We start from the raw sequence: 26,405 nt of genomic DNA, 5'->3' as shown, positions 1-26,405 counted from the left end.
GCGCGGCCTGACCCGCCCATTTTGTCTTGCAAACCAGGGACGTGAGAATTGACATCGAAGGCGTAATCTGCTAGGTTGGCGATCCGCCTGCAGCAGGCTTGCGGACCGCTCGCACCTTGGCGCCGCGCCCCTTTCCCACCCCCTCCCCGCCGCACGCTGCCGGCAAAAAAAGCTTGATACGGAGCCTACATGCACAAGAAGCTGTATATCCCCGGGCCGATCGAAGTGAGCCCGGAGATCCTCGAGGCCATGGCTACGCCGATGATCGGCCACCGCATGCCGGAGTACGCGCGCCTGCACAAGGGCGTGACCGACAAGCTGAAGCAACTCATGTCCACCAAGGAGAAGGTCTTCCTCTCCACCTCGAGCGCCTTCGGCGCCATGGAGGGTGCGGTGAGGAACCTGGTCGGCAAGCGCTGCGCCAACTTCTGCAACGGCGCCTTCTCCGACAAGTGGCACAAGGTCACCCTCTCCTGCGGCAAGGAGGCCGACCCCTTCAAGGCCGAGTGGGGCCAGCCCATCACCGCCGAGATGGTGGACGCGGCGCTTGCCACCGGCAAGTACGACGCCATCACCCTGATCCACAACGAGACCTCCACCGGCACCATGAGCCCGCTTCCCGAGATCGGGGCGGTGCTCAAGAAGTACCCGGACGTCGTCTCGATCATCGACACCGTCTCCTCGATGAGCGCACTCGACATCCCCATCGACGAGCTGGGCATCGACTGCTGCGTCTTCGGCGTGCAGAAGGCCTTCGCGCTCCCGCCGGGTCTCGCCGTCTTCACCGCCAGTGAAAAAGCGCTCGAGCGCGCCAAGACCGTCCCCGGTCGCGGCTACTACTTCGACTTCCTGGAATTCCTTGCGGCCGACGAGAAGGACAACACCCCGTCCACGCCGTGCATCTCGCTCATCTATGCCATGAACCTGCAGTTGGAGCGCATCTTCGCGGAAGGGCTCGAGCGGCGCTTCCAGCGTCACCAGGAGATGGCGGACTTCATGCGCGCCTGGGTTGGACAGCACGGCTTCGGCATCCTGCCGGCCGAGCCGTACCGCTCGGTGACCCTTACCTGCGCCACCAACGACCGCGGCGTGGACCTGGCCCTGATCAAGAAACAGCTGGGCGAGCGCGGCATCGCGTTCGACGACGGTTACGGGAAACTGAAAGGGAAGACTTTCCGCGTCGCGCACATGGGCGACATGAGGCTGGAAGATCTCGAACAGATCACAACCGAATTGGAGGGACTGCTGCAGGGTCTCTAAAGGCGAAGGGGGGGAGCAGTTCAGCTCCCCCCCTTTTTGCATGCGCTACTCCGGCTCGAACGCCTCCTTGCCCACCCCGCAGATGGGGCAGACCCAGTCGTCGGGCAGGTCGGCGAAGGGGGTTCCGGGCGGCACCCCGTTCTCCGGGTCCCCCAGGTAGGGGTCGTAGACGTACTGGCAGACGGTGCAGATGTAAGGCTCCATTGAATACCCCCTGTGCTTTCAAGGTGAGGCCGATGCTCGGTCGGCGAAGAGTCTGACTGTTTAATGTTCGGCGGGACTGACTCGGCAGGAACGACAGACAGCCTGAAGTCCGGCAAAAGTCTAACAGACTGACACTGCGTGTCAATTGGGCGGCTGTATACATTTGCTCTTGCTTTTAAAAGCCCTTGTGTTATTTTGTGATCATTAAAATCATGGCTCAGAGAGGAGAGCGGAGAGTCGTTCGATGACATCAGTTGGTGCATGTCTCTCAAAGAACACACGCCACGATCTCACAGAGCGAATCGTCAGTCAGGGCGAGGGCCTCACTTCCCAGCACCCCGCGTACGACGTACCCAAATAACCAAGGCACGGCAACATAAACCCATCTAACCGACGCTAACGAAACATCAACCGTAGGCCGGCACCGCATCGAGCGGCCCAGCATGGGTCTCGTCGGTCCTGTTCCGGTCCACCGCCATCACGGCAGAGAGGACAACTATGGAAACCTGTGAGATTAGCAGCACCGCGGAGGGGTTGGTCTCTTCTAAAAATGCGATGAAGCAATACCCAAAGGAGGGAATATCCATGAATTACGAAGTGAAGAACAAGCAGCTGCTGGCCTGGGTTAAGGAAGTGGCCGAGATGTGCCAGCCGGACCAGATCCACTGGTGCGACGGGACCGAGGCGGAGTACAACAGCCTCTGCGAACTGCTGGTCAAAGGCGGCACCTTCCGGAAGCTGAACCCGGAGAAGCGCCCGAACAGCTACCTGGCCCTGTCCGATCCCGGCGACGTAGCGCGCGTCGAGGACCGCACCTTCATCTGCTCCATCGCCAAGCAGGATGCCGGCCCGACCAACAACTGGGTGCACCCGAAAGAGATGAAGAAGACCCTGACCGGCCTCTTCACCGGCTGCATGAAGGGGCGCACCATGTACGTCATTCCCTTCTCCATGGGTCCCCTGGGCTCCAACATCGCCAAGATCGGCGTCGAGATCTCCGACTCCCCGTACGTCGCGGTCAACATGAAGATCATGACCCGCATGGGCAAGAAGGTCGTCGACATCCTCGGCGAGAACGGCGAGTTCGTCCCCTGCCTGCACTCGGTCGGCGCACCGCTCGCCCCGGGCCAGAAAGACGTGCCCTGGCCGTGCAACAAGGAGAAGTACATCGTCCACTTCCCCGAGGAGCGCTCCATCTGGTCCTTCGGCTCCGGCTACGGCGGCAACGCCCTCCTGGGCAAGAAGTGCCTCGCGCTCAGGATCGCGTCCAAGATCGCCAAGGACGAGGGGTGGCTGGCCGAGCACATGCTGATCCTCGGCATCGAGACCCCGGAAGGTGAGAAGACCTACCTGGGCGCCGCCTTCCCGAGCGCCTGCGGCAAGACCAACCTCTCCATGCTGGTCCCGCCCGACCACTTCGCGAAGAGCGGCTACAAGATCTCCACCGTGGGCGACGACATCGCCTGGATCAAGCCCGGCCCCGACGGCCAGCTCTACGCCATCAACCCGGAAGCCGGCTTCTTCGGCGTGGCCCCGGGCACCTCGTTCAAGTCCAACCCGAACGCGATGCACTCCTGCGCCAAGAACACCATCTTCACCAACGTGGCGCTCACCCCGGACGGCGACGTCTGGTGGGAAGGGATGACCGACGAGCTCCCGGCGAAGCTGACCGACTGGCAGGGTAACGAGTGGACCCCGGGCTGCGGCCGCAACGCCGCGCACCCGAACTCCCGCTTCACCTCCCCGGCCTCGCAGTGCCCCTCCATCGACCCGGCCTGGGAAGACCCGAAGGGCGTGCCCATGAAGGCGTTCGTGTTCGGTGGCCGCCGCAACAACGTGATCCCGCTGGTGTACCAGTCCTTCAACTGGAGCTACGGCGTCTACCTCGCCGCCACCATGGGGAGCGAGACCACCGCGGCCGCCGTGGGCGCCATCGGCAACGTCCGTCGCGACCCGTTCGCGATGCTCCCCTTCACCGGCTACCACGTCGCCGACTACTTCAACCACTGGCTCCAGGTCGGCCGCACCACTCCGAACCCGCCGCGCATCTTCTCGGTCAACTGGTTCCGCAAGGACGCCAACGGCAAGTTCCTCTGGCCGGGCTTTGGCGAGAACATGCGCGTCCTGAAGTGGATCGCCGACCGCGCCAACGGCCGCGGCGCCTCCGTGGAGAGCCCGCTTGGGTGGATGCCGCGCTACGAGGACCTCGACTGGACCGGCTTGAACGAGGTCTCCCGCGAGCAGTACCAGGAGCTCATGTCCATCGACCGCGACGTCTGGAAGGAAGAGATCCTCTCCCACGAGGAGCTGTTCGTGAAGATGTACGACCGTCTCCCGAAGGAGTTCCTCCACATCCGCGAGATGATCCTTTCCGGCCTGTGGCGCTCCCCGGAGCACTGGGAGCAGTACAACCCGGCCTCCGCCGAAGGGTTCAACGACTAACGAGTCGCTTTTGTACCAATGAAACAAGCAAGGGCCCCGGTCTTAATGACCGGGGCCCTTTTGCTTTGCCGCGCCGGTTGCAAAGCTACCTGCCCCTGATATCTTTTACACTTGGCGCGGATCCAATGAGAGAGGGAGGGAGCAGTGAGATTAAACGATATCACCAGGGGCAACGGGCTGGAGCAGCATGGCATACACAACGCGAACCTGATCTACTGGACCTCCCCCACCTCCGTCCTCTACGAACAGGTGGTGCGCCGCGGCGAAGGGCTCATCTCGCACCTGGGCGCGCTCGCGGTCAAGACCGGGCACTACACCGGGCGCGCGGCCAACGACAAGTTCATCGTCGACGAGCCCTCCTCGAGCGCCCACATCAACTGGGGCAAGGTGAACCGCCCCTTCCCCGCCGACAAGTTCGATGCGCTCTACCAGAAGATGTGCAACTACATGCAGGGGCGCGACCTCTTCGTCCAGGACTGCTTCGCCGGGGCGAGCCCTGACCACCGCATCCCGGTGCGCATCATAACGGAACGCGCCTGGCACTCCCTGTTCGCCCGCAACATGTTCCTGCGCGCGACCCAGGAGGAACTCCTCACCCACCAGACCGAGTTCACCGTCATCGACCTCCCCGCCTTCCATGCCCAGCCCAGCGTCGACGGCACCAACTCGGAAGCCTTCATCATCATCAACTTCGCCAGGAAGATGGTGATCATCGGCGGCACCAGCTACGCCGGCGAGATCAAGAAGTCGATCTTCACCGTGCTCAACTACCTCCTGCCGCAAAAGAACGTGATGTCGATGCACTGCTCGGCCAACACCGGCCCCGACGGCGACGTGGCCATCTTCTTCGGCCTTTCCGGCACCGGCAAGACCACGCTCTCCGCGGCCCCGAACCGCCTGCTGATCGGCGACGACGAGCATGGCTGGGACGAGGCCGGCGTCTTCAACTTCGAGGGAGGGTGCTACGCCAAGGTGATCAACCTCTCCGCCGAGAGTGAGCCGGAGATCTACCAGTGCACCCGGAGGTTCGGCACCATCCTGGAGAACGTCGCCATCGACACCATCTCGCGCCGCATCGATCTCGATGACGCCTCCTTCACCGAGAACACCCGGGCCTCCTACCCGATCACCCACATCCCCAACATCATCCCCGGCGGCACCGGCGGCCACCCGACTAACGTGATCATGCTCACCTGCGACGCCTTCGGGGTTTTGCCGCCGATCGCGCGACTCACCGCCGAGCAGGCCATGTACCACTTCCTGTCCGGATACACCGCCAAGGTGGCCGGGACCGAGGCGGGCGTTACCGAGCCGCAGGCCACCTTCTCCGCCTGCTTCGGTGCCCCCTTCATGGCGCTCAGGCCTTCCCTGTACGCCGACCTCCTCGGCAAGAAGATCGGCTCCAACAAGGTCGATTGCTGGCTGGTGAACACCGGCTGGAGCGGCGGCGGTCCCGGCGTTGGCGCGAGGATGAAGATCGCCTACTCGCGCGCCCTGGTTAACGCGGCGCTGGACGGGATGCTGAGCGCCGGCAGCTTCGTCAAGGACCCCGTATTCGGCCTGGACATCCCCACCAGTTGCCCCGGAGTCCCGGCGGAGATCCTGAACGCGAGAAACGCCTGGAGCGACAAGGCCGCCTACGACGCGGCGGCCCGAAGGCTCGTCGAGATGTTCCGCAAGAACTTCGAGCAGTTCAAGGACACCGCATCGCCGGAGATCGCCGCAGTTCTCTAGTTGCGCTGGAAAACGACGCTGCTATCATTAATGCAGAGCTCAGGAGGTTACCATGAAAAGGGTACATTCAGAGATATGTGACACGACCGAGAGGAAGGAGCAGCGGGTCCAGGTGAAAAACACCAAGACCGGCGAGATCGGCTTGAGCTACGGCTGCACCATCGAGGGGGACACCGTGCAGGTGGAACTCTCCGACGGAAGCCTGGACAGCTGGCCCGAAGACGACTGCGAGATGATTTCGTAACCCATTGTCACGGGGCGGCTGGCAGAAACGCGAAACCTTCGCCGACTCCGGCAACCGCCGTGGCAGCAAGCATAAACATGAAGGGCCGTCCTGTGATGGGCGGCCTTTTTGTTAGCGGCAAATGACGCCGCGGGAGGCAATCCATGTCAAAAGCAATCTGCTTTGAACAATTCGGCGGGCCCGAGGTGCTGAAGTGGATGGAGGTCGAGGTCCCGGAGCCGGGACCGGGCGAGGTCCGGATACGTCACAAGGCGGTCGGGGTCAACTTCGTCGACGTGTACCAGCGCAGCGGCCTCTACAAGATGCCGCTGCCGGCCATCGCCGGCAACGAAGGTGCCGGCGTGGTCGAGGCCGTAGGCGAGGGGGTTACTCTGTTTACGCCAGGAGACCGCGTGGCGTATGCCGGCACTTCCGGCGGCGGCTACTGCGAGTCACGCATCATCAAGGCGGACCGGCTCTGCCTGCTCCCCGATGCCGTCTCCTTCGAACAGGCCGCCGGGATGATGCTCAAGGGCCTCACCGTACAGTACCTGGTCCGGAGGACCTACCGGGTGCAGGCCGGGGAGACGGTCGTGTTTCATGCCGCGGCCGGCGGCGTCGGCACCATCGCCTGCCAGTGGCTGAGGGCGCTGGGAGCGAAGGTGATCGGCACGGCTGGTTCGGAGGAGAAATGCGCGCTGGCGCGGCAGCACGGCGCCGACTATTGCATCAACTACCGCACCGAAAACATCCTGGAGAGGGTGAAGGAAATCACCGGCGGAGACGGCGCAGCGGTGGTGTACGACTCGGTGGGCAAGGACACCTTCGAGACTTCCCTGAAGTGCCTGCGCCCCCGCGGCCTGATGGTGAGCTTCGGCAATGCTTCCGGCCCGGTGCCGCCGGTGGATCTTTTGCTCCTCTCGCAGCTTGGCTCCCTGTATCTTACCCGCACCGGGCTCGCCACCTACATCGCCAAGCGCACCGAGTTGGAGGAGGCTGCCGCTGAACTGTTCGAGATGGTCACCTCCGGCAAGGTGAAGATAGAGATCAACCGGAGCTTTCCGCTAAAGGACGCGGCCCAGGCCCACCGTGAGCTGGAGGCGCGCCAGACCACCGGCTCGACCATCCTGATTGCCGACTGAGAAAAGGAACCAGGCCACGGCCGGCAACCAACCTAAAGACGAGGCTTCTTTTGGCCTTGAGTTAACCTATAGCTGACGCGGCTGCAGGTCCCTGCTGCAGCCGCATGTCCCACCCACGCTCCTGCCGGCTGAACAGCCGCCTTTCACCACCCCGCACAACACGTTCCGGACAGCAATCATCGGCCTAACCATTCACTACCAACCGCGGCGGTGAATGGTCAACATGCCTCCACTCCTCAATTGAATTATTTGTAAAATCTAATACTATATTCAATGGCAATTCAACTCGCTTTGCAGTCTCGTGAAAGGGGTGCCCTATGGAGTGGGAACTTGAGGTGAATAACGCGGAGCTGCTTTTGCGGTCTACCGTAATCCCATCCTCTGAGAGGATCATTACTGCGATCAAAAAAGTTAACCCCACCCGTCTTTGCCTGCCCGATCCGGAGAAGAAGCAGGGATATCGCCTCAAGAGTCAGTTGCAAAACCTGCTGCTGGAGCATTATGGGGAGGTGTTCCAACTCATCCCGCACCCCTGTTCTCCGAACGTGGTCCTTATCAAACACCTGTTTCTCCCTACCGTCGACGCCTGCCATGCCGATCTCGGCGCATTGTCGGCTCCGGCTCTTGACACGGTCGCGACATTGGGTCCGGTAGTGTCGGAGACGAGCGGCAAGCGCAAACGGGCGCACAAGGGATCTGCCACCACAGCCTCGCCGACCTCGCCAAGGGATTGTCTAAAGCGTGCCCAGCAATTGCTCGACGACTACGACTACATCGGCGCGGAGCTGGAAGTCGCAGCGATGCGGGCCAACACCAGCAGAGATGTCCCCACCCTTTGCAGCGGAATCCTGATCCTGTGCCACCATATTGGCGCCTACCAGACTGCCATCGATACCTTGCTCGCACAACCTCCCCACATACTGAAAGAGAAAGGGGTCCGGGAACTGCTCGCACTCGCCTATCACCGCAATGCGATGCCCGCCGAAGCCGGGGCGGTTTTTGATTCTCTGCATCCCTCGGACCTTGGTAAGGAGGCACTCCACGCCTACGCCTGCCTCTCCTTCAAGGACGGCAACCCCTCGTTCGCATTGCACCTGGTCGGGATGGCCGAAGGAAAAGATGGCCTCATTCCCGGACTCGACGTCCTTCGTAAGGAGATCGAAGAGGTGCTAAGCCGCAAGGTTGAGCCGGTACTGCAACGGGCGGAGGCCGAACTTTCCCGAGGGGAATTGGATCGGGCATTGACGCTTGCGCGCGAGGCTTTGACAGCACGCGTGGACCTCCCAAAGGCGCGCAGGATCATCGCTCTGGTCGAAGATATGAAGGAGAAGGCCGAGGTAACCGCGTTGTGGCAGGCATTCGAACGCAGCAGTGAATCAAAGGAGCGGCAGAGGCTGCTGACGAAGCTTCTTGAGCAGGATAAAAGCAGCAGCGCGAGAATCAACGCCCTTTTACAGCTGGAGAGGAGCAGAGAAAGGCGCGAGACCATTGACAACAGACTGCAGGCACTGAAACAGGCTCTGCGAGACGAAAAGTGGCCGGAGTGCCTGGAGGCAATCCTGTGGCTCTCGCGCCAGAAGGACGCCGCCCAGGAGTACCGTAACGCGGTCTCCATGTCGCCGCTATTTACGGTACTGTATCGCAACAGCCAGATCGACAGACTCTCGCGCCATGACGCTCAGGAGGCATGGCTTTCCTATGTCGAAGCCAAGTCTTTGTTGGCCGCCGGTCGTGACCGCGAGGCGTTTCTCCTGTTGCAGAAGGTGAGGCCAGTCTTTCGCACCGCCCTCAGCTTCGGACGGGAATACGAAGCGGTACTCACAGCACTTCGAGCCGAGGCAACCGAAGAGACTGACAGATTACTGGCGGATGTTGGGACAGGTGCACTGGCATATGGCGAGGCTCTCACCCGCTGGAATAGCGCTCGTGCAACCCTGGACATCCTGACGGAACGACAGCGATCCACGTATGTAGCAGCCATGGACAAACTGCTGGAGCAACTGAGGCCGCACAAGGGGGGCGAGGCCCTTCTCGAGGAGTATCGGGAAGCGCTGATGACGGGCCAGACGGCCAGGGCGGCAGCGCTGAGAGAACTGGTGGTCGACCCGGCAGCCGTAGCGGCAGTCGAAGCGGAAATAAACGTGTTGATGAGCATCGATGTGGTACCCGTGGCCCTGTCGCTCTCACCCGAGATGGAAGTCGACATGACCAGGGACAATGCCGGACTGAAGCCGGTCGGTTCCACCGAGCGCCACCTTTTCCTGTATGAAACCGAGACATCGGTCCTTTTTATCGATTTTGTGGAGATGACGGCCTGGCGGCTGCGAAGCCCGAGATTTCATGGACTGTGCTTGGCCGATGCGATTGCCGACCGGCACCTCTTTCTGTTTCTCGAGGTCGGCACCAGCAGGTACTGGCGCGCCATCATAAAAGGCAGGGAAAGCAGGTTCACGGCGTTCATCGATTTTTCCCAGGCCCTGTGCCTACCGGAGAACACCACGGTTCCCCGGGCATATCTCTCTTCCAGCAAGGAAACGGAGTACTTCTACGCCTTGAAGAATGTCGACAACGACAAGGTCCTGTGCATGGGCAGGATGACCGTTGGGCTGGGCAGGAATAGCGGCCCTGCCTGCAACTTTCGCACGGAGACTATCGAGGGGATCGCACGGGCTTCGTCCGATCCTGACTATTTTGCGCTCGGGACCCAAACGGATATGTGGCTGAGCAACCGGAACCTGAGGACACCCAACAAGTTCCCGAGACCCTGGCACGTTTTCGGTTTCGACCAGCGCAACAGGATGATCTATTTTATTGACACCCCCAGGTTAAAAGCGTGCGACTTCAAGTGGGGCCTGGTCAAGGATTACACCCATGCCCTCAGCATCGGCATGTATTCCGGAAGCGCCGTCCGCGGCATCTGCCCTGAAACCTCAACTCTTCTTTTGACGTTCAAAAAGGGGCGCGGTCTTTTCTACAACCTGGAGACCAACCAGTTTAGCAGCCAGTTCAACGTGAGCTCGGTAATATGCCCCGACATTCCCAGCAGATGGTATTACATGGAGTATTGTCAACAAACCTCCTCCATACGGCTAAAGGACATCACGGGCGAAATCGACGGTCTTTTGCAGTGGGAGGAGGTGATGAGGTTAGCCGATGTCAAAAAATTACCCCGCAAAAACCTGGTTGACCCTCTGCGACGAATCATGAAGGGAGAAGATGTCGTCGGCAAAGACAAGGGGCCGTCATTGACAAAGGATGTGAATCCGCATACATTCCCGGAGAGCAGTGAATAGTGGCCTGCCTCCCCCTTGACGCCCCTAGCTGTAGACCTATCGAAAACGTGGAAAGGACCTGATCATGTCCCCAACGGAGAACCTCACCGCACTCGACAGAGCCATGGCAAAGGCATGCGAGCTCTGCCCCGTGTGCCTTCACGCCCGCTATCACCAAAAAGGCCTCGTCTATAACTTCGTCAACAAGATAGAGGAGGACGTCTGCCCCTTTTGCCGCGCCTACGAACGGGTGCACGGGAAGAAGGCCCACGAGAGAAGATGAAGACATACAGGGTTCTCACCGCCATCCCCCTCTCTGGAGGTGCTCTCCAATAACGCTGCCACGGGTGGCGTGCACGTCGGAAATGACAGTTCGCCCCTCGAAGTGACATTTTTCGGCTGGTCCGAAATCATTCCCAATGAAGCGGAAGGTGGTTACCCGGCATGGACCCGGTTAAGCAGACGACAAAGGCCCTTGGCAACGCCAAGGGCCTTTTCTATAAGGTCGCAACGAGAGGGTCGAACCTCCTCAGCCCATTGCTCCCAGCCGCATGTGCTAATCCTCGAGCTTCAGATTATCTTGTTGAGCGAGTACTCCACGATGCCTTCGGCGCCGAGTTTGATGAGTTCGGGGACGATGCGGCGGACTTCCTGTTCGGGCATGATGCTCTCGATGGATACCCATTCGGAGTTGTAGTGGTTGGCAACGGTGGGGCTCTTGAGACTCGGGATGACGGCGGTGATCTCGGCAACCTTTTCTTTCGGCGCGTTCATCTTGAGACCAACCATCCCTTCGGCGCGCAGCGAGGACTGCAACAGCGTCGCGATCTGCTCGATCTTGGCACGCTTCCAGGGATCTTCCCAGGCGGCCTTGTTGACGACCATGACCGGGACGGACTCCATCAGCTCGGTGACGATCCGAAGACCGTTGGCCTTGATGGTGGAGCCGGTCTCGGTGACTTCAACGATGGCGTCGCACAGCCCCTCGACGACCTTCGCCTCGGTGGCACCCCAGGAGAACTCGACGGTGACAGGGATGTTCCTCTCGGCGAAGTAACGCTTGGTGAAGCCGACCAGTTCGGTGGAAATCGTAGCGCCGCTCAGGTCCTCGGGGCCCTGGATCTTGGAGTCGCCGTTGACGACCAGCACCCAGCGGGCCGGGCGGCGGGAGACCTTGGAGTAGACCATCTCGCAGACTTCAACGACGTCGGACTCGTTCTCGCGGATCCAGTCGCGGCCGGCGATGCCGACGTCGATGGTGCCGCGCTCGACATACTTGCCCATCTCCTGCGGACGGATGAGGGAGCACTTGATCTCATCGTCATCGATACCGGGGAAGTAGCTGCGCGAAGAGATCGATATCTGCCAGCCGGCTTTCTTGAACAGGTCGACGGTGGCGTTTTCAAGGCTTCCCTTGGGAATGCCGAGTTTCAACTTTTCCATGATTCCTCCCTGTAACGACTAAGAATGAGATAAAGGCAAAAACATAAAACAAAAACCATTGGCCACGGAGAAAAACTGAGGAAATCTGAGAGAACCTAAAAAGCTTGAAGGGGTCAAAACCAAAAGCTTTTGGTTCATGACTTTCTCAGAAGTTCTCAGATTTTCTCCGTGGCCAATGGTTGATTTTTTACTTTTTATAAACGGTGTTGGGATCGAAAAGCGGGTTGGAGTGCTCGACCCAGGTGCCGTTTTCGTATTTGACGTAGAAGCAGCTCCGGTTGCCGGTGTGGCAGGCGGCGGGGCCGTTCTGCTTCACCTTGATCACCACGGTGTCGGCATCGCAGTCGGTCAACACCTCGATCACTTCCTGGGTGTTACCGGACTCCTCGCCCTTCATCCAGTACTTGTTCCTGGTGCGGCTGAAGAACCAGGTCTTGCCGGTTTCCAGGGTCAGGTTCAGGGTCTTCTCGTCCATGAACGCGACCATCAACACTTCCCCGCTTTCATTGTCCTGGATGACAGCAGGGATCAGTCCACCCATCTTCTCGAAATCGATCTTTATCATGGCTTCTCTCAGTCCTTCTACTGCGGTTAGTGATAAAAAAGTGTCTTTTAATACACCCCTCGTGCGAGTTGTGTCAATGATTATGTAGACGGGATACGCGGAACCCCAAAGGCTTTAACGCAAAGGCGCAAAGCCGCCAAGTCGCCAAGAACAGCAAAACCCGAACACCTGAGGGCAGTTGAGACAAACGGATTCTAAACACGAAAACCATTGGTAACGCAAAGGCGCAAAGACGCAAGGAAGGCTTTTGGGGGTGAAACGACAAAAACGTAAGACCCCAACGCAAAGCCAAGCAGCAAGGGAGCTAAGAAAACCGTACCCCCCCAAAAAAGACTATGGCCTACCTCTGCGTCTCAGCGGCTTCGCGCCTTTGCGTTAGAGCCTTTAGACTTTAAACAAAAAGGCCCGGCAGGATTCTCTGCCGGGCCTTCCCGTGTCTCTTCTCTTCTCCGTCGCTTAGTCTTCGGCGAGCAGGGTCCTGTCGTTCTCGAAGGTCTTGTGACGCAGTTCGTGGAACTTCTGGATCAGCTTCTCCACGGTGAGGGCCTTCTTCTCCTCGCCCTCGATGTCGAAGATGATCTCGCCGCCGTCCATCATGAGCAGACGGTTGCCGAACTCGATGGCGTGGGTCATGTTGTGGGTGATCATCATGGCGGTCAGGTTGTACTCGCTGATGAACTTGTTGGTCAGCTCCAGCACGATCTCCGCGTTCTTCGGGTCGAGCGCCGCGGTGTGCTCGTCCAGAAGGATCAGGGACGGCTTGGAGAGGACCATCATGAGCAGGGTGAGCGCCTGGCGCTGACCGCCGGAGAACATGACCAGGTTCTCCTTCATGCGGTGCTCGAGCCCCATCTTGAGCTGCACCAGCTGCTGCCTGAACATCTCGCGGGTCTTGCTGTTCAGGCTGCGGCGCAACCACTTCATCCCCTTTTTGTGGGTGATGGTCATGTTGTCTTCCAGGCTCATGTTGCCGGCGGTGCCGAGCAGCGGGTTCTGGAAGATCCTGCCGATGTACTTCGCCCTCTTGTACTCGGGATCCCGGGTCACGTTCTTGTCGTTGGCGAAGATGGCCCCCTCGCTCGGGAGATAGGTCCCGGCGATGGTGTTGAACAGGGTCGACTTGCCGGCGCCGTTGGAGCCGATGATGGTGATGAAGTCGCCTTCCTTCACCTTGAGGTTGATGTTGTTAAGGGCCTTGTTCTCGTTCACGGTCCCCTGGCCAAAGACGATGGAAACGTTTTTAAGCTCTATCATTTTGCCACCTTAAACGGGACCTTCAGTTTCTTGGCCTGTGTCGCGATGAGAAGGGCGATAATCAGCACCCCCTTGATCAGGTTCAGGTCGCTCGGGGTCATGTGGATCACGTAGCCGTAGAAGCGCCCGACGTACATGACCGCGTAGAAGCACACGGAACCGGCCAGGGCACAGAGGGTGAGGACGCCGATCCTGTTGCTTTTCAGCACGAGGAACTCGCCGATCATCACGGAAGCGAGGCCGGAAACGATGATTCCCTGGCCAAGGCCCACGTCGGCGAAGCCGAGATACTGCGCGGCGAAGGCGCCGGAGATGGCTACCAGGCCGTTGGAGAGGCCGACGCCGATGGTCTTCAGAGTCTTCGGGTTGACACCCTGCGAGATGACCATCTGCTCGTTGTTCCCCATGGCCCCCATGGTCATGCCGAGGTCGGTGCGGAAGAAGAGGTCTAACAGCACCTTCACCACCAGGGCGACAATCAGGAAGAACACCAGCAGGATGTACTCGTCCGGGATGATGCCGGTGAACTTTTCGGTGACCTGCTTCAGGAGAGTGGTCTGATCCAGGATCGGGACGTTGGCGCGGTTACCCAGGATGCGGATGTTGATCGAGTAGAGCATGGTCATGGTGAGGATACCGGCCAGGAGGTTCGGCACCCTCAAGTGGTTGTGGATGAGCGCGGTGACCACGCCGGCCAGCACGCCGCCGGCAAAGGCGACGAGGAGCGCGAGCCAGCCGTTCATGCCTAACAGGAGGCACTGCACCATGAGTGCGGCGCCCAAAGGGAAGGACCCGTCAACCGTCAGGTCCGGAAAATCAAGGATCCTGAACGAGATGAACACGCCCAGGACCATGATGCCATAGATCAAGCCTTCGACAAAAATACCTTCGATCATAAGACCCTTCTTACACCCATAGTCAAAACCATTGGCCACGGAGAAAATCTGAGGAAATCGGAGAGAACCAGAATCTTTTAAAGGTTTAAAGCCAAAAGCTCGCTTCTAGCCTTTCTCAGAAGTTCTCAGATTTTCTCCGTGGCCAATGGTTTCTGGTTTTTTCGCTTTATCTACTTCTTGGTGATCTTGCCGTTCTGACGGACGGTCTTGGCGGCTTTGACGATGTCGGCCGGGACGGTCAGGCCGAGCTTCTTGGCTACGTCGAGGTTGATCAGAAGGTCGACGTCGCTAGCCTTGGTCATGAAGCGGGTCGGGATCTGCTCCGGCTTCTTTCCCTTGAGAATCTCGATGATCATCTTGCCGGTGGCGCGGCCCATCTTGTAGTAGTCGAAGCCCCAGGCGGCGAGGACGTCATAGGTCTCGGAGGAGCTCGGGTCCGCGGACATGACCGGAATCTTGGCCTTGGCGGCCACCTCGGCTACGGCGCTCATGGCGGAGACGACGGTGTTGTCGGTGGAGATGTAGATGGCGTCGACACGGTTGGCGATGGTCTGGGCGGCCTGCTTCACCTCGGCGGACTTGGTGACGGTGGTCTCAACGAACTCGAGGTGCTTCTCCTTGCAAACCTGCTTCACCATGCCGGCCAGCACCACGGCGTTCTCCTCGGAGCTGGTGTAGATGTGGCCGATACGCTTGGTCTTCGGCTTGATCTTGAGCAGCATCTCGATCTGCTGCTTCACCGGGGTCATGTCGGAAACGCCGGTGACGTTCTTGCCCCCCTTGGCGAGGGAGGGAACCAGGCCCGCCTTGACCGGATCGGTAACGGCGGAGAAGACGATCGGGATCCCTTTCAGGGTGTTCACCAGCGCCTGGGCGGTCGGGGTGGCGACGCCGACGGCGAGGTCGACCTTCTGGCTCTGGAACTTGGTGGCGATGGACGCCGCGGTGTTGATGTCGCCGTTGGCGTTCTGCACGTCGAAGGTGGCGTTCATCTTGGAGTCCTTCAGTTCATCCTGAATGCCCTTCACGACAGCATCCAGCGCCGGGTGGGAAACGATCTTGGAGATGCCGATCGTCACCGGCTTGGCGGGAGCCGCCGCGAAAGCGGTTGCCGCGGACAACAGGGACAAAGCGAGAGCCAACAGAATACCGATCTTCTTGCGCACAGATACCTCCGGTTAACATTGAATTGAATTTCTGCTGCTGGTACTGCCAAGCTGTAATCTATCGCCGCCGACCGGTGAAAAGGTCGGACCTATTTTCGACCGCCGAGCATACCACCGGCAAAGAGCTATCGTCAACGCCATAGTGGCGCTAAATAGGAACAATTCTTTGAAGAAACGAAAAAATACCGGGTCTAAGGGGCAAAAAGAATCACAACTTAAACTTTTCTCACCAAAACCGGTCACAGGTTGTTGACACCGCAAATGCAAAAAAGGTATAAGTACGGACGAGCTTGTCGGTTTTGTCACAGGTGTAAGGCACTAAGGCCCGCCCCGATATCTCCCCCGTTACCGCCAAAACCAGACTCCGCACAATCAGGAAATAAGCACGCCCGGCGCCGCCCGTTTCAAGCTGCCGCATAGGCCAAGGCCGGTCCAGGCTGCACCACCATAAGGAGAACGTCAACGTGAAGCACCTGTACTCGAACCACCGCCCTGCCCTGCTGCTGATCGCCCTGCTGGCCATGCCGCTGGCGCTCATGGGATGCAAGGATAAAAAGGCCTCCGCCACCACGGTGTCCACAACCGTGCAGCAAGGGCAGCCCTCGTCGGCGCAGGCCGCACCGGCGGCCGCTACCCCTGCAGCCACCACACCCGCAACCGCCACCCCGGCGGCACCCGTAGCGGCAACCGAAGCGGCCGCACCGGCCGGCGCCGCCAAGTTCGACGCGCACTCCAGCGCCGGGAAAAAGGGGAAGGGCAAAGGGGCCAAAGGAACAGAGGCAGCCGCCCCCAAGGTGAATTACCGCGCCGGTGAAGACCCGGACTTCGCCGCCAAGAAGGGTTGGCCGGTGAAATATCCCGCGCCGCTGCCGGGCTCCATCCTGCCCCAGAAGAGGATCGTGGCCTACTACGGCAACCCGCTCTCCAAGAGGATGGGGGCTCTTGGAGAGTACCAGAAGGACGACATGCTGCAGCGCCTGAAGCGGGAAGCCGCCAAGTGGCAGGCTGCGGATCCGTCCCACCCGGTACAGCCCGCGCTGCACCTGATCGCCGTCGTGGCCCAGGGTGAGCCGGGCAAGGCCGGGCTCTACCGCATGGTGATGCCCGACAAGATCATCAACGACGTCTACAGCTGGGCCAGGTCGATCAACGCCATCATGTTCATCGACATCCAGACCGGGCATGACAACATCCGCAACGTGCTGCCCCGCTTCGAGTGGATCCTCAAGAACCCCGACGTGCACCTGGGCATCGACCCCGAGTTCAACCTGATCAAGAGCGGCAAGAAGCCCGGCACCAAGATCGGCACCTACGACGCGGCCGACATCAACTACGCCTCGAACTACCTGAAGGATCTGGTGAAGAAGTACAACCTCCCGCCGAAGGTGTTCATCGTGCACCGCTTCACCCGCAACGGTGTGACCAACGCGAAGAACATCCAGCTTCGCCCCGAGGTGCAGATCGTGATGAACATGGACGGCTGGGGCGCTCCCTGGCTCAAGCGCGACTCCTACAAGGACTACGTCGTGGCCGAACCGGTCGAGTTCACCGGGTTCAAGCTCTTCTACCACAACGACACCAAGAAGGGTGATCCGCTGCTCACCCCGAAAGAGGTGCTCATGCTGAACCCGAAACCGCTGTACATCCAGTACCAGTAGACGCGGGCATAGAGGAGCGGGCAAGGTCCGGGCGAATGGTTATTCGCCCCTACGGACCCCGTCCGTAGGAACAAGAGAAGGGGCGAACCAGCATGGTTCGCCCCTTTCATGTTTCCCGTTGCAAAGCGCCCTCACCCCGCCCTCTCCCGGGGGGCGAGGGGGGAATCAGCCTCTCACCACTGGAATTGCGCCTGACTCTCCCTGGCGCCCATGTCGAAACTGCGCTCGATGAAGGTCGCCTTCCCCCCGTGATCCACCAGCAAAACGGTAGATGAGCGCGTTCCGTACTGCGCGCTCCTGATGAAGACCGGCGACAACATCCGCTCCAGCTCGAGCCCAACGCCCGTGTCCGGCAGTTCCCGGTCCGGGGGGTGCGTCTCGTCAGCGAGGAGTGCGAAAAGCCCCTCCGGCACGGCCTCCCCACGGGCAAGGATGCGGGCGAGGCCTGACTTGCCGCGGCACACCTTGGGCCAGGGGGTGTCGAGCAGGTGGTTGCTGAGACCGTGGATGCCCGGCTCGATCGGGAGCACCCGGTCACTCTTGTTGGAGTAGCAGAACAGCCGCTCGCTGTCGCCGACCAGGAGGTTATAGCCGCCGTAGGGGATGCCGGACTCCCGCAGCCGGGCCAGGTACTCCTCGGCGCCCGCCTCGTCCGCCAGGAAGCCGCTCACCAGCTGCCCGCGTGATGAAGGACCGTGCCGGTGCAGATCGCTGGGATCGCGGTAGTTGGTGAGCGCGGCTAAGCGGCCGGTCGCGGTGACGCCGAACCAGGTGCCGCCGTGCACCAGGTCCCGCCCGGCGAAGATGTGCGGCGCGTCTTCCCAGAAATGGGCGGGACGCGTCGGACGCTGGTAATACTCATCACGGTTGGCGGCGATGACGAGCCGGTATTCGGGGTGGGCCCGGTAGGCGAGTAACAGCGTGCACATGGGGATTTCCTGGCAAGGGGGCTAGAGATCGAGCAGCTTGGCGATCTCCTGCTCCTGTTTCTTGGTCATCGCTTCGAACATCACCCCTGCGCCGGGAATGCAGCGGGTCACCCCCCAAGGCTGCGACCAGCGCACGGTGGCGCGAATCGGGGTCTGATCGGCGAACTCGAGGAAGCGGATCCATATGGTTTCCCCCTGCAGGAAGTCGTGCATGGTATGCAGGAAGAGCCCGTGGCTGCCGAGGTTGATGGTAAAGGACTTGTGGGTGTTATCGGCCGGGAAGTCGGGGTCGGTGCTGTAGTAGAGGTTCAGGTTGATCTGCCGGCGCGGCGATCGGCGCAACGATCGCGCGGGGAAGTTGCGGCAACGGTTTTCGATGAAGAAGCGCAGCGCCGAGCCGGTATCGGGGGAAAAGCTCTGTTCCAGCGGGCTCAGCTTGATCTTCTTCTGCCGTGCCTCCCACTTCACCCGCAGCACGGGGAAGAGGTTGATGCACTCATAGGCGATCACCTTCTCTTCCTTGCTGCAACGTACCAGCGTCAGGATGTCCACCAGAAAACCGTTGTAGCGGTTGTCGGTGGCCATCTGCGACATCTCGGCGAACGACCGCGCGATGTCACAGGCCACCCCGACTTCGGTCACGGCATGGGAATAGGCGGCACCTGCTTCATCATCTTTTACCACTATAAGGATCTTGACGTCTGACATGTATACTTGGGACGGTCCTTGACTCAATGGAAATCGCTTCGGAGACGGGTCTGCTACACTATAACCGCTCGCCAAAGAAGGTCAAACGGTTTTCGAGTCCCCTGTGACTTGGGCTACTCCGGTTTCCTGGAGGTAATGGCGAGCACGGTGACGGTAAGGTCGCCCGCCGGCCTCTTTATGGTAACTTCGTCGTCGACCTTCTTGCCGAGCAGCGCCTTGCCCACCGGGGAGTCGATACTGATCTTCCCCAGACTCACGTCGAACTCGTCGGGCCCGACCAACTGGTAACAGCGCTCCTCCCCATCCTCGTCCTCGTAGCTGACCCAGCAGCCGAAACTGACCGAGGTGGGGTTCAGCGGCGGGTAGACCACCTTGAGGACCTTCAGGCGGTCCCCGAGGTGTTTCAGTTCGCGGTCGATCTCGCGCAGCCTCTTTTTGGAGTAGATGTATTCCGCGTTCTCGGAGCGGTCACCCTCGGCGGCGGCGTCCGCCATGTTCTTCACCATGCGCGGCCGCTCCGTTTCCCAGAGAAAGTCGTAGCGTTCCTGCAATTTTCTACGCCCTTCGGCGCTGATCATGTTGGTCATAGTTCGCTCCTCACCCATGATCCCCTCCCGGCATCGACGGGGCGGATCTCTGGGAGAGCGCATCATAGTAGACTTTGCCCCCCAAGGCAATACGGTAGCGTGGGTCAGGGGTTCTTATCCAGGTGGCGGTACTTTCGGATGGACTCTTCGTAGGTTTTCTGGATCTCGTTCTCCGGGGGGGCCTTGCTGTAGGAGATGAGGTAGCGGCCGACGAGGCCGGCCAGCAGCAGGAATAACAGGGTCCAGGCCAGGCGGGTGATGAGCTTTTTCCTGGAGGGGAAACCCGGTTGCGTTTCCTCCCGCTCCTCGACCTCGCGCTTGTCGGCAATCTTGCGCAGGTGGGCGATCTGGACCGAGGAGATCTGCTTGAAGATGAGGTCGCGGTCCCGCTCGTCCAGGAAGAGGAACTCCATGCCGACGTCGTAACGGCTGGAGCCGTCGCGCAGCGTCAGGGGAGGCTTTATGTGGATCACCTGCCCGACCACGTGCACCAGTCGCGGCGGTTCGAGGGGAAGGTACAGTTCCATGTTGACCAGCTGCTCGGGGCGGGCGGTGGTCGGCATGCGCAGGCAGATCCCCCCGCCGCCAAGGTTCAACTGGGCCCTGAGCAGATCCTGCCAGGCGATCGGCTTGGCCGGCTGGAAGCGGGCCATCTGGGCCGCGATGACGAAATCGTCGTAGCCCTGGAACTTCATCTGCTCGCGTTCCTTGCGCACCTCCCAGTCCCGTTCCACCTCCCTGCTGTTGGATTCGTCCACGATGTCGTAGCGGACCTTCAAGGCCATGTCCGCCCTGAAGAACTGGCGCCGTTCGCTCAGGGTGAACCTGCCGAAAAGCCGGATCAGCAGTACCCGTCCCCCCAGCCTGTCGGTGACGATCCCGCTGCAGGTATAGCTGTCCTTGCCGAGCCGGATGCTCACGTCCAGGATGAAGCCTACGTCGACCCGCACGTTGGCGGGCAGAACGTCTCGGGAGATCTGCACCTGCAGCTGGTCCCCCTGGGACTCGCTGATGACGCCCCAGTCCCGGAACACGCCGCCGCCGGAGAGCGGTATCCCGATCTCGATGCGCATCCCCGGCGCGAGGGCCGCTCGGTATTCGCTGTAGTCGTCTTCCATCTCAGTCCGTGCCCGCTTTAATAAGAAAAGATGCCGACCATCACATTAAACTGCAACTCCGCAGAATTGCAAGGGGGAACCCCGCCGGAAAGCATGGGTCTTTTCGGCAGGCGCCGTGGTGACTTCTTGACATCGCCCTCACCTGTGCTATCACAGAAAGGGTTTTTACTAATGAAGAAGGAGCGAATATGAAACGTATTGCGATTGCAGCGACGGCTTTGGCGGTGGTGATGACGGCGGCACAGGTGATGGCGGTTCCGGCCGGGAAGACGTTGGAATGGCCGACCTCGATGGGCAAGGTGACCTTCAAGGGTGCTGACCACGCCGGTAAGGGGCTCAAATGTAACGAGTGCCACACCAAGATCTTCAAGATGAAGAAGGGCGCCGCCTCCATGAAGATGGCCGACATCAACGCCGGCAAGTACTGCGGCGAGTGCCATAACGGCAAGAAGGCCTTCAAGCCTGCCGGCAACTGCGCCAAGTGCCACAAGAAGTAGCGGCACCGCTTTTCCGGGCCGCGCTCCATCCCCGGGGCGCGGCCCCGCTCTCCCCCCGCTCGTTTTCTGTTGATCTAAGCCGCCAAAAAATTTAAAAAGAAGCAGCCGCACCGATTGCCCCACCCGTTTCCACGAACCCAGGAGAGCACGATGAGCGTCGTAACCAGGAGATCGGTCTGCCCCTTCGACTGCCCGGACACCTGCAGCATGCTGGTGCAGGTGGAAGACGGCAAGGCCGTGGCAGTGCAGGGGGATCCCCTCCATCCTTTCAGCCGCGGCACCCTCTGCCCGAAGATGCGCCACTACGAGAAAAGCGTCCACTCGCCGCTGCGCCTCACCACGCCGCTCAAGAGAAGCGGCGCGAAGGGAAGCGGAGAGTTCACCCCCATCTCCTGGGACGAGGCCATCGCCGCCATCGCCGAGCGCTGGCGCGCCATCATCGCCGAACACGGGGCGCAGGCCATCCTCCCCTACTCCTACGCCGGGACCATGGGTATCGTGCAGAGAAACGCCGGGCACCCCTTCTTCCACCGCATGGGTGCCTCTAGGTTGGACCGCACCATCTGCTCCCCGGCCAAGGGAGCGGGGTGGGAGGCGGTGATGGGCAAGACGGCCACCCCGCCGCCGGAATCGGCGGGAAAGAGCGACCTGCTGATCCTGTGGGGCATCAACGCCGCCGCGACCAGCATCCACTTCCTGAACCAGGCGCAGGAGGTGCGGCAAAAGGGGGGCAAGGTGTGGCTGATCGACACCTACGAGACCCCGACCGCCTCCGCCGCCGACCGCACCTTCCTGGTGCGCCCGGGGAGCGACGGGGCCCTGGCGCTGGGGATGATGCACGTCCTGGCGCGCGAGGGTCTCGTGGACCGGGAGTTCATTGCCGCACAGGTGCTGGGATTCGAGGAAATCGCGGCCGAGGTGCTGCCGGAATTCACCCCCGAGCGCTGCGGCGAGATCACCGGGCTTCACGCCGGGACCATCGAGGAGATGGCGCGGGCCTACGCCGCCGCGCAAGCACCCTTCATCCGGCTCGGGAGCGCCCTGTCGCGCTACGGCAACGGCGCCATGACCGTGCGCTGCGTCTGCTGCTTGCCGGCCCTGGTCGGCGCCTACGGCAAGGAGGGGGGAGGATGCTTCCCTGATACCGCCACCGGAGCGGCCTTTCCGATGGAGATCCTCACCAGGGAGGACCTGAGCCCGGAGAGCACCCGGCTCGTCAACATGAACCAACTGGGGCACGCGCTGAACCAGCTCGACTCCCCACGGGTCATGGGGCTCTACGTCTACCACTCCAACCCCGCCGCGGTAACCCCGGACCAGAACGCGGTGCTCAAGGGGCTTTGCCGCGAGGACCTTTTCACCGTGGTGCACGAGCGTTTCCTGACCGACACCGCGCGCCACGCCGACATCGTGCTCCCCGCCACCTCGTCGCTTGAGCACAGCGACATCTACCGCTCCTACGGCACCTACTGCATCCAGCGGGCCCAGGCGGTGGTCGACCCGGTGGGGGAGAGCAAGTCCAACTGGGAGGTCTTTTCCCTGCTGGCGAAAGCGATGGGCTTTGCGGAGGAGATCTTCACCCTCAGCGCGGACCAGATGATCGACCGGTTGCTGGCGGTTCCCAAGCCGCTGCGCCAGGGGATCGACGAGGAGGCGCTCGCCGAGGGCCGCCCGGTCACCCTGGCACCAAGGCCGGGAGGGATCCTGACGCCGTCGGGCAAGATCGAGATCCTGAACGATCGGCTCGAGCACCGGCTGCCGCGCTACCTCCCCACCCACGAGGAGCAGGGGCGACTTCCCTTCCGGCTCATGACGGCGCCCAACCCGTACGCGCTGAACGCGACCTTTTACGAGCGGGAGGAGTTGCGCCAGAGCCAAGGGGGGATGCAGCTCAAGATGAACCCGCAGGACGCTGCGGACAAGGGGCTTGGCGACGGCGCGGAGGTGGTCGCCTGGAATGAGCTCGGGGAGGTGACCTTCGCCCTGCAGGTGACGCCCAAGGTGCCGCGGGGCGTGGTGGTGGCCGAGGGGGTGTGGTGGCTCGCCTACGCGCCGGGACAGCGCTCGGTGAACGCCCTCACCTCGCAGCGCCTGACCGACCAGGGGGGCGGGAGCACGTTCTACGACAACAGGGTCGATGTGCGCTTGGCCGATTGATAATTGACAATGGACACCCCCCCGCACTCAACGCAAAGCCGCAAAGGCGCAAAGAGTCCGTTAGGGTTGCCTTTGTCGGTCCCCCAACTAGGTTTCTTAGCGCCTTTGCGTCTTTGCGTTAACAACAAAAGCTTTAACGCAAAGACGCGGAGCCGCGGAGGCGCAAAGAAAAACTGAAACACGTGGAAGTCCCGGGAAGATTCTCTTTGCGCCTTAGCGCCTTGGCGCCTTGGCGTTAGGGTTTTAATCCGGGTCCGATGCGGAGCCGCCCTGCAGTTTTTGCCTCATGATTTCCCACCGGCTGCCGATGTAATGAGAAGCAACGGCATTAAACAATCGGGGGGCGTATGGAACCGAACAACAAGATTCTGCTGGAAAGCGGCACCAACGAACTGGAAATAGTCGAATTCAGGATCGACGAGGTGGACGGCAAAGGGAACGTGGTCCCCTGCTACTTCGGCGTCAACGTGGCCAAGGTGCGCGAGATCATCAGACTGCCCGAAACCCGCAAGGTGGTGAACTCCCACCCCTGCGTGAGCGGCATGATCAAACTGCGCGACCAGGTGATCACCCTGATCGACCTCTCCCGCTCGCTGAACAAGAACACGGACGGAATCCCGGCGGACCGGGTCATCGTGCTCGAGTTCAACAGGATCGTGGTCGGCATCCAGGTCCACTCCGTCTCCCGCATCTACCGCATCTCCTGGGAAAACGTGGAGCCCCCTGTCAAGGCGATCCACGACGCCAACATCACCGGCGTGGTGAAGATGGAGGACAGGATCATCCTCATCCTCGACTTCGAGAAGATCATCGGGGAACTCTCCTCGACCATGGCGCTGGCGGCACCGGGCGAAGAGCTCATGCAGGCCAACTCCGCCTTGAACCGCGGCACCAGGACCATCCTGGTCGCCGACGACTCGGCCTTTATCAGGAGGACCATGTGCGGATCCCTGCGCGAAGCGGGGTACCAGGTGGTGGAAGCGGAGAACGGCGAGGAGGCGTGGGAGCACGTGCAGGCGGTACGTCAGAAATGCGCGGAGAGCGGGCAGCCGCTCAAGGATTTGCTGAGCCTCGTGATCACCGACATCGAGATGCCCCGCATGGACGGGCTGCACCTCACCGCGCTGATCAGGAAAGAGGCGGACCTGGGCGGCCTGCCGGTGGTAATCTTCTCGTCGCTCGCCAGCGACGACAACAAGATGAAATGGCGCAACCTGGGCGCCAGCGACATCCTCACCAAGCCGGACCTCCCCAACCTGGTCGAGAAGGCGGATACCCTTGCCCTATGAGTCGTACCCCGAGCTTTCGGTCGTAGTGCCGATCCACAACGAGGAGGGGAACGTGACTCCCTTCCTCACGGCACTCGCCCGGCAGCAGGGGGTACGCCTGGAAGTCATCCTCTCCGACGGCGCATCCAGCGACCACAGCCTGCAGATCGCGCAGCGAATGCGCGCCGGGCTCCCCTTCCCGCTTATCCTCCTCGAGGGGGCCAAGGGGAGAGGGGGACAGCTGAACCGCGGCGCCGACGCCGCCCGCGCCGAAACCCTTCTCTTTCTGCACATCGATTCCGGCTTCGACGATCCGCTTGCACTCAGGAAAGCGCTCGACGCGCTCGGTTCCGCCCTTCGCGCCGGAGACCGGGCGGCGGGGCGCTTCGCCCTGCGCTTCGACTTCCCCGGCACCATCCCGCTCCCGTACCGTTTCTACGGCGCCAAGGCCTCACTGGACCGCCCCGGATGCACCCACGGCGACCAGGGCTTCCTGATCCGGCGCGACTTCTTCGCACAGGTCGGCCCCTACGACACTTCGCTGCCGCTCATGGAAGACACCTTCCTGGCGGAGCGGGTGCGACGGGAGGGACGCTGGCTCCTCCTGCCGGCCACCATCACCACGTCGCCCCGGCGCTTCCTGGCCGAAGGGCTCCTCCCCAGGCAAACGTTGAACGCCATCCTGATGAACCTGGCCCACATCGGGCAGCTGCCCCTGATCGCCCGCCTGCGCGGCAGCTACCGCAGCCAGGATGCCACGGGGAAGCTGAAGCTCGCCCCCTTTCTGGTACCGCTGCACCGGGCGATCGGCGACCTCGACGCGGGACAACGGCGCTCCTTGTGGTACCGCACCGGCGCCTACGTGCGGGGCAACGCCTGGCAGATCCCCTTCTTTTTGGATGTGGTGAGCGGCGGGATACGGGAAGACGGGAGGGGGGGGAGGTTTCTGGACCTTTACGACCGCTTTCTGGGGCGGCTCATCGACAACAAAGCGGGCGACCTGGCGGCCGCCCTGCTGACCTGGCTCTGGTTCCGATTGACGCTTCTGGCCGCGCCCTGGCCCTAGCCGCGCTCCGCGCGCGCCGCCTCGACGAAGCGGGACAGCTCGTCCTTTTGGGACTGCTCGAGGTCGAGGAATTCCACCCCGAAGCCGGTGGGAAGACCGCCGTGCACCCGTTTCCCCTCCTGGTTGACCCAGGCCACCTTCCCCTTTATCTCCAGTAAGCGCGCCGGTTCAGTCTCGAGGAAGAAGGCGAGCCTCAGCTCCTGGTTGGGGTGCACCTCCTCGCGGCTGGCGAGGAAAAGCCCGCCGTCGCCGATGTCGAGGGCGTGGGCCGCGACCGAGCTTTGCCGCAACAGGAACAGCACGGGAAACTGGCAGGGGACGCGCACGTCGCGCCGGTCGACGACATCGGTGTACTTGTGGGCCATATCGAGGAAGAGGCGGCGATCGATCGGCTTGGTGAGGAAGTTGTCGCAACCGGCCTGCTGCGCGCGCTGGCGGTCCTCATCGTTGCCGGCGGTGGTGAGCATGACGACGGGGATGGTGCAGAGGAAGGGATCGCTCTTCAACAGCCTGCAGCAGGTTATGCCGTCCATGAGCGGCATGTTCACGTCCATGAAAATCAGGTCGGGAGGATCCTTGCGGACCAGCTCCAGCGCCTGGACGCCGTCGCCGGCGGTGATGACGTCAACATGGGAGACCTTGAGAAAGCTCTTCTCCAGTTCAAGAATCAGCCTGGTATCGTCCACCAACATGATCTTAGCTTTAGCCACGCCACTTCCCCCACTCAGGTAGTAATAGATGGTTCACGCGGGATGATGCCGAACGGGTCACACTCGCACATTAATCAATATCGCCTCAGCTTTGTCAACGGAAAAA

General features: G+C 61.3%; 22 protein-coding genes. 11 read left to right on the top strand and 11 right to left on the bottom strand.

The features are described from left to right. The first annotated feature begins 189 nt into the window (after positions 1-189). On the top strand, positions 190-1,260 hold the full coding sequence (locus KOL99_RS15955; protein WP_216511457.1) for a pyridoxal-phosphate-dependent aminotransferase family protein: 1,071 nt from the start codon (positions 190-192) through the stop codon (positions 1,258-1,260). Positions 1,261-1,305: 45 nt separating this feature from the next. Here KOL99_RS15955 and rd read toward each other — a convergent pair whose 3' ends face one another. Beyond that, positions 1,306-1,464: a rubredoxin gene (rd, locus tag KOL99_RS15950; RefSeq protein ID WP_199394171.1), complete on the bottom strand. Its 159-nt coding sequence runs from the start codon at positions 1,462-1,464 to the stop codon at positions 1,306-1,308. Between the two features lie 555 nt (positions 1,465-2,019). Here rd and KOL99_RS15945 point away from each other — a divergent pair. The 5 genes from KOL99_RS15945 (at position 2,020) to KOL99_RS15925 (ending at position 10,298) form a co-directional block, all read left to right on the top strand. Next, the gene (locus KOL99_RS15945; RefSeq protein WP_216511520.1) at positions 2,020-3,906 is read left to right on the top strand and encodes a phosphoenolpyruvate carboxykinase (GTP); all 1,887 of its coding nucleotides are present in this window, start codon (positions 2,020-2,022) and stop codon (positions 3,904-3,906) included. 144 nt (positions 3,907-4,050) lie between these two features. Next, the gene (gene pckA / locus KOL99_RS15940) at positions 4,051-5,640 is read left to right on the top strand and encodes a phosphoenolpyruvate carboxykinase (ATP) (RefSeq protein WP_216511456.1); all 1,590 of its coding nucleotides are present in this window, start codon (positions 4,051-4,053) and stop codon (positions 5,638-5,640) included. Between the two features lie 52 nt (positions 5,641-5,692). Then, positions 5,693-5,884: a hypothetical protein gene (locus KOL99_RS15935; RefSeq protein WP_216511455.1), complete on the top strand. Its 192-nt coding sequence runs from the start codon at positions 5,693-5,695 to the stop codon at positions 5,882-5,884. Positions 5,885-6,027: 143 nt separating this feature from the next. Further along, complete coding sequence (locus tag KOL99_RS15930; RefSeq protein ID WP_216511454.1) at positions 6,028-7,005, top strand: quinone oxidoreductase family protein; 978 nt, start codon at positions 6,028-6,030, stop codon at positions 7,003-7,005. Positions 7,006-7,322: 317 nt separating this feature from the next. Beyond that, a complete protein-coding gene (locus KOL99_RS15925) occupies positions 7,323-10,298 on the top strand; it encodes a coiled-coil domain-containing protein (protein WP_216511453.1) in 2,976 nt (991 codons plus the stop codon). Positions 10,299-10,847: 549 nt separating this feature from the next. Here the strand turns inward: KOL99_RS15925 and hisG are convergent. The 5 genes from hisG to KOL99_RS15900 form a co-directional block, all read right to left on the bottom strand. Beyond that, the gene (gene hisG, locus KOL99_RS15920; protein ID WP_216511452.1) at positions 10,848-11,720 is read right to left on the bottom strand and encodes an ATP phosphoribosyltransferase; all 873 of its coding nucleotides are present in this window, start codon (positions 11,718-11,720) and stop codon (positions 10,848-10,850) included. 187 nt (positions 11,721-11,907) lie between these two features. Continuing rightward, a complete protein-coding gene (hisI, locus tag KOL99_RS15915; RefSeq protein WP_135868296.1) occupies positions 11,908-12,285 on the bottom strand; it encodes a phosphoribosyl-AMP cyclohydrolase in 378 nt (125 codons plus the stop codon). Positions 12,286-12,741: 456 nt separating this feature from the next. Further along, positions 12,742-13,539 carry an ABC transporter ATP-binding protein gene (locus KOL99_RS15910; protein ID WP_216511451.1) on the bottom strand — a complete coding sequence of 266 codons (798 nt, stop codon included), beginning with the start codon at positions 13,537-13,539 and terminating at the stop codon, positions 12,742-12,744. After that, positions 13,536-14,435, bottom strand: coding sequence for an ABC transporter permease (locus KOL99_RS15905; RefSeq protein ID WP_216511450.1), 900 nt, complete (start codon positions 14,433-14,435; stop codon positions 13,536-13,538). The genes KOL99_RS15910 and KOL99_RS15905 overlap by 4 nt, the downstream gene beginning before the upstream one ends. A 170-nt stretch (positions 14,436-14,605) precedes the next feature. Then, positions 14,606-15,601, bottom strand: coding sequence for an ABC transporter substrate-binding protein (locus KOL99_RS15900; protein WP_216511449.1), 996 nt, complete (start codon positions 15,599-15,601; stop codon positions 14,606-14,608). 521 nt (positions 15,602-16,122) lie between these two features. On the opposite strand from KOL99_RS15900, the gene KOL99_RS15895 reads away from it, so the two are divergent. Beyond that, positions 16,123-17,259 carry a hypothetical protein gene (locus KOL99_RS15895; RefSeq protein WP_236026329.1) on the top strand — a complete coding sequence of 379 codons (1,137 nt, stop codon included), beginning with the start codon at positions 16,123-16,125 and terminating at the stop codon, positions 17,257-17,259. Positions 17,260-17,432: 173 nt separating this feature from the next. Here the strand turns inward: KOL99_RS15895 and KOL99_RS15890 are convergent, their stop codons facing one another. From KOL99_RS15890 to KOL99_RS15875, 4 genes are all read right to left on the bottom strand, one after another. After that, positions 17,433-18,188, bottom strand: coding sequence for an NRDE family protein (locus tag KOL99_RS15890; protein ID WP_216511447.1), 756 nt, complete (start codon positions 18,186-18,188; stop codon positions 17,433-17,435). A 21-nt stretch (positions 18,189-18,209) separates the two neighbouring features. Beyond that, positions 18,210-18,896: a PilZ domain-containing protein gene (locus KOL99_RS15885; RefSeq protein WP_216511446.1), complete on the bottom strand. Its 687-nt coding sequence runs from the start codon at positions 18,894-18,896 to the stop codon at positions 18,210-18,212. Between the two features lie 113 nt (positions 18,897-19,009). After that, the gene (locus tag KOL99_RS15880) at positions 19,010-19,483 is read right to left on the bottom strand and encodes a GreA/GreB family elongation factor (protein ID WP_216511445.1); all 474 of its coding nucleotides are present in this window, start codon (positions 19,481-19,483) and stop codon (positions 19,010-19,012) included. Positions 19,484-19,587: 104 nt separating this feature from the next. Next, positions 19,588-20,601 carry a PilZ-like domain-containing protein gene (locus tag KOL99_RS15875; protein WP_216511444.1) on the bottom strand — a complete coding sequence of 338 codons (1,014 nt, stop codon included), beginning with the start codon at positions 20,599-20,601 and terminating at the stop codon, positions 19,588-19,590. A 188-nt stretch (positions 20,602-20,789) separates the two neighbouring features. Here KOL99_RS15875 and KOL99_RS15870 point away from each other — a divergent pair, with 188 nt between their 5' ends. The 4 genes from KOL99_RS15870 to KOL99_RS15855 all read left to right on the top strand — a co-directional run bounded on the left by KOL99_RS15870 (position 20,790) and on the right by KOL99_RS15855 (position 25,589). Beyond that, complete coding sequence (locus KOL99_RS15870; RefSeq protein ID WP_216511443.1) at positions 20,790-21,098, top strand: cytochrome c3 family protein; 309 nt, start codon at positions 20,790-20,792, stop codon at positions 21,096-21,098. Between the two features lie 150 nt (positions 21,099-21,248). Then, entirely contained in the window at positions 21,249-23,255 is a 2,007-nt protein-coding gene (locus KOL99_RS15865; RefSeq protein ID WP_216511442.1) for a molybdopterin oxidoreductase family protein, read from the top strand. A 347-nt stretch (positions 23,256-23,602) separates the two neighbouring features. Beyond that, positions 23,603-24,544: a chemotaxis protein CheV gene (locus tag KOL99_RS15860; RefSeq protein WP_216511441.1), complete on the top strand. Its 942-nt coding sequence runs from the start codon at positions 23,603-23,605 to the stop codon at positions 24,542-24,544. Continuing rightward, the gene (locus KOL99_RS15855) at positions 24,534-25,589 is read left to right on the top strand and encodes a TIGR04283 family arsenosugar biosynthesis glycosyltransferase (protein WP_216511440.1); all 1,056 of its coding nucleotides are present in this window, start codon (positions 24,534-24,536) and stop codon (positions 25,587-25,589) included. Before KOL99_RS15860 ends, KOL99_RS15855 begins: the two co-directional genes overlap by 11 nt. Here KOL99_RS15855 and KOL99_RS15850 read toward each other — a convergent pair. Next, positions 25,586-26,299, bottom strand: a complete 714-nt coding sequence (locus KOL99_RS15850; protein ID WP_216511439.1) for a response regulator — start codon at positions 26,297-26,299, stop codon at positions 25,586-25,588. The two genes, KOL99_RS15855 and KOL99_RS15850, sit on opposite strands and share 4 nt — an antisense overlap. Between the last annotated feature and the right edge of the window lie 106 nt (positions 26,300-26,405).

This window comes from Geomonas azotofigens (assembly GCF_018919395.1).
Lineage (GTDB): Bacteria > Desulfobacterota > Desulfuromonadia > Geobacterales > Geobacteraceae > Geomonas > Geomonas azotofigens.
The sequence above is the reverse complement of the archived record's forward strand: the minus strand, read 5'-3'. Positions and strand labels throughout refer to the sequence as shown.

Excerpts from the sequence above, each read along its gene's own strand:
- KOL99_RS15955 (WP_216511457.1), top strand. The coding sequence starts at position 190 with ATGCACAAGAAGCTGTATATCCCCGGGCCGATCGAAGTGAGCCCGGAG.
- rd (WP_199394171.1), bottom strand. The coding sequence starts at position 1,464 with ATGGAGCCTTACATCTGCACCGTCTGCCAGTACGTCTACGACCCCTAC.
- KOL99_RS15945 (WP_216511520.1), top strand. The coding sequence starts at position 2,020 with ATGAAGCAATACCCAAAGGAGGGAATATCCATGAATTACGAAGTGAAG.
- KOL99_RS15935 (WP_216511455.1), top strand. The coding sequence starts at position 5,693 with ATGAAAAGGGTACATTCAGAGATATGTGACACGACCGAGAGGAAGGAG.
- KOL99_RS15930 (WP_216511454.1), top strand. The coding sequence starts at position 6,028 with ATGTCAAAAGCAATCTGCTTTGAACAATTCGGCGGGCCCGAGGTGCTG.
- KOL99_RS15925 (WP_216511453.1), top strand. The coding sequence starts at position 7,323 with ATGGAGTGGGAACTTGAGGTGAATAACGCGGAGCTGCTTTTGCGGTCT.
- hisG (WP_216511452.1), bottom strand. The coding sequence starts at position 11,720 with ATGGAAAAGTTGAAACTCGGCATTCCCAAGGGAAGCCTTGAAAACGCC.
- hisI (WP_135868296.1), bottom strand. The coding sequence starts at position 12,285 with ATGATAAAGATCGATTTCGAGAAGATGGGTGGACTGATCCCTGCTGTC.
- KOL99_RS15910 (WP_216511451.1), bottom strand. The coding sequence starts at position 13,539 with ATGATAGAGCTTAAAAACGTTTCCATCGTCTTTGGCCAGGGGACCGTG.
- KOL99_RS15905 (WP_216511450.1), bottom strand. The coding sequence starts at position 14,435 with ATGATCGAAGGTATTTTTGTCGAAGGCTTGATCTATGGCATCATGGTC.
- KOL99_RS15895 (WP_236026329.1), top strand. The coding sequence starts at position 16,123 with ATGCCGCTGGCGCTCATGGGATGCAAGGATAAAAAGGCCTCCGCCACC.
- KOL99_RS15890 (WP_216511447.1), bottom strand. The coding sequence starts at position 18,188 with ATGTGCACGCTGTTACTCGCCTACCGGGCCCACCCCGAATACCGGCTC.
- KOL99_RS15885 (WP_216511446.1), bottom strand. The coding sequence starts at position 18,896 with ATGTCAGACGTCAAGATCCTTATAGTGGTAAAAGATGATGAAGCAGGT.
- KOL99_RS15880 (WP_216511445.1), bottom strand. The coding sequence starts at position 19,483 with ATGACCAACATGATCAGCGCCGAAGGGCGTAGAAAATTGCAGGAACGC.
- KOL99_RS15875 (WP_216511444.1), bottom strand. The coding sequence starts at position 20,601 with ATGGAAGACGACTACAGCGAATACCGAGCGGCCCTCGCGCCGGGGATG.
- KOL99_RS15870 (WP_216511443.1), top strand. The coding sequence starts at position 20,790 with ATGAAACGTATTGCGATTGCAGCGACGGCTTTGGCGGTGGTGATGACG.
- KOL99_RS15865 (WP_216511442.1), top strand. The coding sequence starts at position 21,249 with ATGAGCGTCGTAACCAGGAGATCGGTCTGCCCCTTCGACTGCCCGGAC.
- KOL99_RS15860 (WP_216511441.1), top strand. The coding sequence starts at position 23,603 with ATGGAACCGAACAACAAGATTCTGCTGGAAAGCGGCACCAACGAACTG.